The organism is uncultured Brachyspira sp. (assembly GCF_944390595.1).
In the GTDB taxonomy this organism is placed as follows: Bacteria; Spirochaetota; Brachyspiria; order Brachyspirales; family Brachyspiraceae; genus Brachyspira.
Map to the genome: position 1 here is coordinate 1 of NZ_CALXRN010000092.1, position 7485 is coordinate 7485.

Consider the following 7485-nt stretch of genomic DNA (forward strand, 5'->3'; position numbering starts at 1 on the left):
ATTTGGAAGGTTTTGAGCAAAAATTTTTGGAAGGAGCTATAAATACAATTAAAAAACAAAAGCCAATTTTAATGATTAGTATATATCATAGTTATGATGATTTTTTTAATATAAAACCATTAATTGAGAGTTGGAATTTAGGTTATAAATTTAAAATTTTTAAACCTATACAACCATCTGTGATATCTGAAACTATGTTATTAGCAGAACCAATATTTTATTAATTCATTATTTTTTATATGTGTAAATGATTTGACATTTATTCCTTTTAATAATAGACTATATACATATAATTTTAAGGATAATATATGAAAGCAGTTATATTAGCTGGAGGACTTGGTACTAGGCTTGGAGAAGAAACAGCTTTAAGACCAAAACCGCTGGTAGAAATAGGAGGACGTCCTATCATATGGCATATAATGAAGCATTATTCTCACTATGGTATAAATGAATTTGTTATTCTTTTAGGATATAAAGGATATATGATAAAAGAATTCTTTGATAACTACAGAAGACATTTATATGATATGAGAATAAATTTTAAAGAAAATACATCAGAAATACTTAGAAAAGATTCTAATGTAGAAAATATAGAAGTAGATAATTGGGTTGTAGATTTAATTTATACAGGAGAGAATACGGAAACAGGAGGAAGATTAAAAAGAGCTTATGATTATTTGAAAAATGAAGAATCTTTTTGTTTGACTTATGGAGATGGTGTTTCTAATGTTAATATAAAAGAGGAATTAGAATTTCATAAAAAGCATGGTAAGATAGCGACTATAACAGCTGTATTTCCTCCTGCTAGATGGGGAGCTATAAGTATTAATGATGATAATATTGTTACAGATTTTATAGAGAAACCTAGAGGTGATAACGCTTATATAAATGGAGGCTTTTTTGTTTTAAATAAAGAAATATTTAATTATTTAGAAGATGATAGAACTGTTTTTGAACAAAAACCATTAAGAGAATTAGCTAAAAATAATGAGCTTATTGCATTTAAACATGAAGATTTTTGGCAATGTATGGATACTCAAAGAGATAAAATACTTTTAGAAGAGATGTGGGCTAAATGTAATGCTCCGTGGAAAAGTTGGAAATGAATAATATATTTAGTTTATTTAAAAATAAGAAAGTTTTAGTAACAGGACATACTGGATTTAAAGGTGCTTGGTTATCAGAACTTCTTAATAGTATAGGTGCCAATGTTTATGGTATTGCTTTAGATGCAGATGAATTATCATTATATAATTTGATTGATTTAAAAACAAAAGTAAAATCTTATATTCAAGATATTAGAAATTTAGAAAGTATAAAAAAAATAGTAAAGGAAATTAACCCAGATATAATTTTTCATTTAGCAGCACAGCCTATAGTTTTAGAAAGTTATAATGCCCCTGTATACACTTATGAAACAAATGTTATAGGTACAATTAACCTAATGGAAGCTATGAGAGAATTGAATAATTTGGAATGTGCTGTTATGATTACAACAGATAAGGTATATGAGAATAAGGAATGGGCTTGGGGCTATAGAGAAATTGATGCTTTAGGCGGACATGATCCTTATTCAGCATCAAAAGCATGTTCTGAAATAGCTATAAAAAGTTATAAAAGATCTTTTCTTAATAATATAAATATGGTTAGTGTTAGAGCTGGTAATGTTATAGGTGGCGGTGATTTTTCAAAACATAGAATAATACCTGATATAGTTAGGGCTATAGAAAAAGATGAACCTGTTGAACTTAGAAATCCAAATAGTGTAAGACCTTGGCAGCATGTGCTTGATGTTCTTTATGGATATTTGTTAGTTTGTTATAATTTAATTTACAATGATAATGTTTCAGATAGTTATAATTTTGCTCCAATTGATGAAGGTAATATATATACCGTTGAATACATAACAAAAATATTTATAGAAAATATTGGTAGAGGAAGTTATAAAATAAATGTACATGATACAAATAAAAAAGAAATGAATATGCTAAGATTAGATTCATCTCTTGCCCGCAAAGAATTAAATTGGAAAGAAAAATTCAACACTAAAGAAGCTATTAAGCATACAGCTATTTGGTATAAAGAATATTTAAATAAAAATGATGTTAATAATATAACAAAAATACAGATAAAAAATTATATTGGAATTTAAAATGTTTATAGAAAAAACTAATATAGAAGGTGCTTATTTATTACAAAATAATTATATAGAAGATGAAAGAGGATATTTTTTAAGATTATTTTGTAATGATGAATTAAAAAAAGCAGGCATTGATTTTGAAGTTAAACAATCAAATATGAGTTATAGTGCTAAAAAGGGTACTTTAAGAGGTATGCATTATCAAATAGCACCTTATGCTGAAATAAAGGTTGTAAGATGTATTAAGGGTAGAGTTTTTGATGCAATAGCTGATATAAGAAAAGATTCTCCTACTTATGGTCAATATTTTACTGTGGAATTATCAGAGGAAAATTGTAAGATGCTTTATATTCCTCCTTATGTAGCTCATGGTATACAGACTCTTGAAGATAACAGTATGATATGTTATTTTGTTGGTGCTTCATTTGTACCAAATGCTTATGGTTATTTAAGATGGAATGACCCTGCATTTAATATTCCATGGCCAGAATGTGAAAATAGAATAATTAGTGACAAAGATAAAAATATACCAGATTTTGTATTATGAAAAAAGTTCTAGTAACTGGAATTAATGGTCTTATAGGCCAATATATTAGACAGCCTTTAGAAGAATTAGGTTTTGAAGTTTTTGGTATTGGAACTAGATATATAGAAAAAGATAATTATTTTTCTGCAGATTTAAACGATCATATAAAATTGGAAAAGATTTTTAATGATATAAAACCTGAATATTTGATACATTTAGCTTGGGATACTAAAAAAGGTTATTTAGATTCTGATTCCAATTTTGATTTATTATATTCGTCTATTAAAATGCTTAAATATTTTAAAGAAAATTGCGGAAAAAAAGCTATATTTATTGGAACTTGTTTTGAATATAAATTTAAAGATACCCCATTAAAAGAAAATGATGAGATTAATCCTACAACTATATATGCTAAAACTAAGAATTATTTAAGAGAAGTATCTGAATTATACTCTAATAAAAATAATATAGATTTTTGCTGGGGAAGAATTTTTTATACCTATGGGGATAATGAAAATCCAAATAGATTATTTCCATATATTATAAATTCTTTAAAAAATAATCAAAAAGTATCTATAAACTATTCTCAATTAAAAAAAGATTATATGTTTGCTGGGGATATTGCTAAAAGTATAGCTTTGATTACTGATTCTAATATAACTGGAATTATCAATTTGTGCTGTAGTAATGCTATTTCATTGGCTGATATTGCTTTAACTATTGCTAAAAAACTTAATAAAATAGATTTACTTGATTTAAAAGAACTTGATACAAAAGAAGCTCCAATAATAGTTGGAGATAATTCACGTTTAGTCAATGAAATAGGTTTTAATAATTTTACTACACTACATGAATGGGTTAATAAATATTGAAATTAAAATATAAATTTATCTAAACTTTTGTCATCAAGAAAAGATTTATATTGTAAATGAGTGCCTTTAGAATTAGAAGTCCAATTGGGTTTTGATAGTTCTTTTTTTAAATCTTCAGTTGGGAGTTCAAATATTTTTTTATATTCCCCTAAACTTTCAAAAAATATATCTATAGTTTTTATATGTTTTTTTTCTGTATTCCATTTTTTATCCGTTTTTTCAATTTGAATAATTTCCTTAAATACATTATTCCAATTTTCTGACATTTTTTCTATAGAAAATTCTTTTATAGCGTAGTTTTTAGCATTTTCTTGCATTCGTTTTAGCAAATCTTTATCATAATACAATTTTTCTATTGCCTTGATATATTCTTCTTCATTTTTACATATAAACCCGCAATCATTATTAATCATAGATTTTTCCATTTCATTATCAAAAACAACCGGTACTAATCCTGTAGTCATTGCTTCTTGTATAGATTGATCGCATGTACCAAAATGGCCTTTAGTAAGAGGATATCCAAATATTTTACTAATTTTTAAATATGGTATTATATCTTTTACTTTACCAGCAAAAATAAACTTATCAGCGATTCCTAATTGTTTAGTATAGTTTTCTAATTCTAAATTATTAGGACCGCCTACAACTATAAATTTTATATTCTCTATATTAATTTTATTACATAATTCTACAAAATTATTATACATTTTAGCGTTATCAACAGTCCCTATATATAAAACATAAAAAAAACTATTATCATCTTCTTTTTGTAAATTATAATATTTACTTAAGTTTGATGTAGACCATATAGATATAATTGAATTTTTATTATCATATTCTATAATTTCTTTGGTTTTAAAACTCATCGGAGTTGTAAATATAAATTTATCAGGATAATTCAATATTTTATTTGTAAATACATTTGGAGGATTTATGCCGGAAATATGAGACCATAAAATTAATCTGCACTTAGGTAATTTGTTTTGTACAATCAAATGATAGAGTAGGGGATGATTCCAAAAATGTATTAGTACAATATCTGAATTTTTTATATCATTTAGAATTTCATTCTCATTTTTACTCATATTCTCTTTTAATTGAAATTCTAATTCCTCTAATGTTATTTTAGCTTTCTCATTAGCATAATCTAAACATATAACAGAATGCTGGAAATTTTTATTATTTTTTTCATGTTTAAACCAATCCAATAATACTGTGCCAACACCGCCTCCAAGATGAGGTGTAATGTGAAGAATTTGTATTCTATTCATATATAACTAATATATAATATTTTATCAATTAAGTAAAGAAAAATAAAAAAACTATATTTCTGCTTTGTATTCCAATATATTAGTTTTATACTATAATATAATTATATAAATTATTGATTAGTATTTTTATTGAAATTTAAAAGTTAACCTATCTAATACAGTATCTAAATCTTTATTAAATCTTTTTCTAATATTTTTTTCCATAAACCAATTAATGGTTTCTTTTATACCATCTTTAAATAAAATTTTAGATTTCCAATTAGGTACATATTTCTTTATTTTAGAATTATCATATATATCACACCACATTCTATGACCTTCAAAGGCTTTTCCAAAAGCAGATACTATATTTAAATTACTAGATTTTGGTATATCAATATTAATTAATTCTTTTATTGGTATATGTATTAATTTATATTCTTTAATATTCATTGCATCTAATAAATATTTTGTCATATCTAGCCATGTAATCAACTCATCAGATGATATATGAAAATCTTCCCCTATAGAACTTTTATTTTCTATTAAACCAATTAAGGCATTCGCAAAATCTTTAGAATGTGTTATTGTCCATATATTTGTTCCATCACCTGCTATTAATACAGGTTTTCCTTCTAAATATCTTTGTGGTGCTGTAAAACAATTATGTCCTATAGATACAGGAACTATTGTATCATAAGTATGTGTAGGTCTTACTATAGTTACTGGAAATTGATTTTTTTCATAATTATTCATAAATATCTTTTCACATTTTATTTTATCTAATGCATATTCATATTCCCCTTCATTCCATTGAGGAGAGTTTTCCTTGAATGGCATAAATTTAGATTCTCTTTTATATACAGCAGAAGTACTTATATATATGAATTGTTTAGTAATATATTTAAATAATTCAAGATCATATTTAGCATGCTCTTCATTGTAGCAAATGAAATCTATTACACAATCAAATTCTAATCCTTCTAATACTTTTGTAACATCTTCTTTGTTTCTAATATCAGCTTTTAATTTAATAACTTCAGGTTGTATTTCCCTTCTTGTATTTAAAGTTTCTTCTCTATTTAAAACATAGCAGGTATATCCGGCTTCAATAGCTGTTTGAACACACCACCAGCTAATATTACCATTTCCGCCTATGAATAATATTTTCATTCTAAAAAATCCTTAGTTATATATATTTTCTTTAAATCTTTTTAATATTTCTTCTCTATATGGATCTAAGTTGTCTAAAGTTCCATGAGTAATTACTTCACAGTTTTGACAAAATATCATATTCTTTATATTTCCATTTAATTGTTCTAATCTAGCATTATTTAGAATATCTCCATTCCAAATTTCTTTTACAGATTGTTTTTTTGTATCACCTGCTATTAATATGTGTTTATAATCACCTATACAAAAACTAACTGTTCCATCAGAATTAATTACCATCATATAAAATATATAAGGGCATATGGATCTATTTATAATTTTTTGCCCATAATTACCACAACTAAATTCCATTGGAATATCTTTAAATTTAAATTCAGGCCATGCTGGAGATATATTTTCTAAAAATATTCTATCTGAAATTTCTCCAAAAGTATCATAAAATTTTTTCTGTTCATATTCTGATAAATTTTCTTTTATACTTTTTATAAATATTTCTAATTTACCTCTATTTTTATAAAGATGTTTTATATTTTCTACATATTTTTTAAAATTAACTTTTGTATTTGTATAATATTGTATTTGTTCATCAGAAACACCATTTACAGATATATTTATTCTATCTAATCCTGATTCAATTAATTTTATATTTAACTCAGGATTTAAAAGTATACCATTTGATGTAACATCTACTTTTTTTACATAACCACTATCTTTAGCGTATTTTACCATTTCTGGAAATTGTTTATTTATTAGAGGTTCTCCCTCTTTATAAAGTCTTAATACATTTAAAGGTTTATCAAATTCTTTTAAATCATTTATTATTTTCTTAAATAATTCAAAATCAAATATTCCATTCCACCTATTTGTACTTTTAATTAATTCATCATTACCTGTTGGACAAAATTTACATCTATGGTTACATAAATTTGATGGATCCAACACTAAAACAAAAGGCATGTGTAAAGGAACAACTTTACCTAAAATTTTATGTTCATTAGAATTTCTTCTATCGTTAATTATAGCTTTCAATCTATATTCCTAATTTAAATTTTACCTTTTTTCACAATCCTTAATTTATTCACTTATATAATTTTACTTAATAATGCCTCAGCATAATTATCAATATTATCAGGCATACCATGAGTAAGCTGTCCGCAGTCCTTACATATTGGATGAGATTTACGTTCTTTTCTTAAAAACAGCTTTCTCAAATCATTCATATCTTTACTATTCCATATATCTTTAACTGTTTCCTTATTAACATCACCTATTATTAACTTCCTTTCCCAGTCCAAATAACAAGCACTAGCTAGACCTGTGGAATTAATGGACATAGAATAAAATACATACGGACAAACAATAACTTCTTTTATTTCTTGTCCATAAATACCTCTTTCCATATTTACATTTATTCCATCAAGTTCAAATTCCGGCCAGCAAGACATTACACTTTCGATATTTACGCCGTCTGCTATTTCTCCAAAGATCTTGTAAAAATCCTGCTTTTGTTCTTCTGTAAGAATG

8 protein-coding genes and 1 pseudogene are annotated in these 7485 nt (G+C 25.3%); 5 read left to right on the top strand and 4 right to left on the bottom strand.

The genetic code is table 11. The features are described from left to right. From Q0J90_RS04725 to Q0J90_RS04745, 5 genes and pseudogenes are all read left to right on the top strand, one after another. A pseudogene (locus Q0J90_RS04725) lies at positions 1–224 on the top strand (FkbM family methyltransferase); the annotation flags it as partial. A gap of 84 nt (positions 225–308) precedes the next feature. Next, positions 309–1106 (top strand): glucose-1-phosphate cytidylyltransferase, encoded by a 798-nt coding sequence (rfbF, locus tag Q0J90_RS04730; RefSeq protein WP_297276805.1) that lies wholly within the window; start codon positions 309–311, stop codon positions 1104–1106. After that, a complete protein-coding gene (gene rfbG, locus Q0J90_RS04735; protein WP_297276806.1) occupies positions 1088–2152 on the top strand; it encodes a CDP-glucose 4,6-dehydratase in 1065 nt (354 codons plus the stop codon). Before rfbF ends, rfbG begins: the two co-directional genes overlap by 19 nt. Before the next feature lies 1 nt (position 2153). After that, positions 2154–2687, top strand: coding sequence for a dTDP-4-dehydrorhamnose 3,5-epimerase (gene rfbC / locus Q0J90_RS04740; RefSeq protein WP_297276807.1), 534 nt, complete (start codon positions 2154–2156; stop codon positions 2685–2687). Continuing rightward, positions 2684–3538 carry an NAD(P)-dependent oxidoreductase gene (locus Q0J90_RS04745; RefSeq protein ID WP_297276808.1) on the top strand — a complete coding sequence of 285 codons (855 nt, stop codon included), beginning with the start codon at positions 2684–2686 and terminating at the stop codon, positions 3536–3538. Before rfbC ends, Q0J90_RS04745 begins: the two co-directional genes overlap by 4 nt. 2 nt (positions 3539–3540) lie before the next feature. Here Q0J90_RS04745 and Q0J90_RS04750 read toward each other — a convergent pair whose 3' ends face one another. The 4 genes from Q0J90_RS04750 to Q0J90_RS04765 all read right to left on the bottom strand — a co-directional run. Further along, positions 3541–4809: a glycosyltransferase gene (locus Q0J90_RS04750; protein WP_297276809.1), complete on the bottom strand. Its 1269-nt coding sequence runs from the start codon at positions 4807–4809 to the stop codon at positions 3541–3543. 126 nt (positions 4810–4935) lie between these two features. Continuing rightward, the gene (locus tag Q0J90_RS04755) at positions 4936–5961 is read right to left on the bottom strand and encodes an NAD-dependent epimerase/dehydratase family protein (protein WP_297276810.1); all 1026 of its coding nucleotides are present in this window, start codon (positions 5959–5961) and stop codon (positions 4936–4938) included. A 12-nt stretch (positions 5962–5973) separates the two neighbouring features. Then, positions 5974–6990, bottom strand: a complete 1017-nt coding sequence (locus tag Q0J90_RS04760; protein ID WP_297276811.1) for a radical SAM/SPASM domain-containing protein — start codon at positions 6988–6990, stop codon at positions 5974–5976. Positions 6991–7043: 53 nt separating this feature from the next. Beyond that, on the bottom strand, positions 7044–7485 hold a 442-nt coding region (locus Q0J90_RS04765), incomplete at its 5' end, for an SPASM domain-containing protein (RefSeq protein WP_297276812.1).